8 tRNA genes and 1 rRNA gene are annotated in these 901 nt (G+C 48.9%); all 9 read right to left on the reverse strand.

Going from position 1 to position 901, the window contains the following annotated elements:
• Position 1: 1 nt before the first annotated feature.
• Positions 2–89, reverse strand: a tRNA-Leu gene (locus tag KNO87_RS15320).
• 9 nt (positions 90–98) lie between these two features.
• Positions 99–173: transfer RNA gene (locus KNO87_RS15325), tRNA-Gly, on the reverse strand.
• Positions 174–188: 15 nt separating this feature from the next.
• A tRNA-Leu gene (locus KNO87_RS15330) sits at positions 189–269 on the reverse strand.
• A gap of 38 nt (positions 270–307) precedes the next feature.
• Positions 308–383, reverse strand: a tRNA-Lys gene (locus KNO87_RS15335).
• A 13-nt stretch (positions 384–396) separates the two neighbouring features.
• Positions 397–472: transfer RNA gene (locus tag KNO87_RS15340), tRNA-His, on the reverse strand.
• A 10-nt stretch (positions 473–482) separates the two neighbouring features.
• A tRNA-Thr gene (locus KNO87_RS15345) sits at positions 483–558 on the reverse strand.
• 8 nt (positions 559–566) lie between these two features.
• Positions 567–642, reverse strand: a tRNA-Phe gene (locus KNO87_RS15350).
• Positions 643–661: 19 nt separating this feature from the next.
• Positions 662–737, reverse strand: a tRNA-Asp gene (locus KNO87_RS15355).
• Between the two features lie 75 nt (positions 738–812).
• Positions 813–901, reverse strand: a 5S ribosomal RNA gene (gene rrf / locus KNO87_RS15360); the annotation flags it as partial.

Here is a 901-nt window from a genome sequence, read left to right on the forward strand (position 1 = left end):
ATGGTGCGGTCGAGAGGACTTGAACCTCCACGGTGTTAACCACCACTAGGCCCTCAACCTAGCGCGTCTACCGATTCCGCCACGACCGCGTATTAAGATGGAGCGGAAGACGGGATTCGAACCCGCGACCCCGACCTTGGCAAGGTCGTATTCTACCACTGAACTACTTCCGCATAAGTATTTAGAGATGCGGGTGAAGGGACTCGAACCCCCACGTCAAAGACACTAGATCCTAAGTCTAGCGCGTCTACCAATTCCGCCACACCCGCATATGAAATTACGTATTTAATAAAATATTAATGAGAAATGGTGAGCCATGCAGGGCTCGAACCTGCGACCCTCTGATTAAAAGTCAGATGCTCTACCAACTGAGCTAATGGCTCATTAAAATTTTAATGGGGCGGCTGAAGGGAATTGAACCCTCGAATGCCGGAATCACAATCCGGTGCGTTAACCACTTCGCCACAACCGCCATGAAAAAATGGTGCCGGCGAAAGGATTCGAACCCTCGACCCTCTGATTACAAGTCAGATGCTCTACCAACTGAGCTACACCGGCGCGTTATATGGTGGCTTTGGACGGAATCGAACCGCCGACACAAGGATTTTCAGTCCTTTGCTCTACCAACTGAGCTACAAAGCCATAAGTATTAAATTAAAAATGGCGGTCCCGACGGGATTCGAACCCGCGATCTTCTGCGTGACAGGCAGACATGTTAACCCCTACACCACGGGACCGTTTTAAGTCATATCGACTTTACCTATTTTAAAGGTCATTTTATGTAAAGTCAATAACTTTTTTAAAAAAATAAAGCCTGGCAACGTCCTATCCTCACAGGGGGAGATCCCCCAACTACTTTCGGCGCTGAGACGCTTAACTTCCGTGTTCGGCATGGGAACGG

The organism is Exiguobacterium sp. s34 (assembly GCF_018617435.1).
Taxonomy (GTDB): Bacteria; Bacillota; Bacilli; order Exiguobacteriales; family Exiguobacteriaceae; genus Exiguobacterium; species Exiguobacterium aestuarii.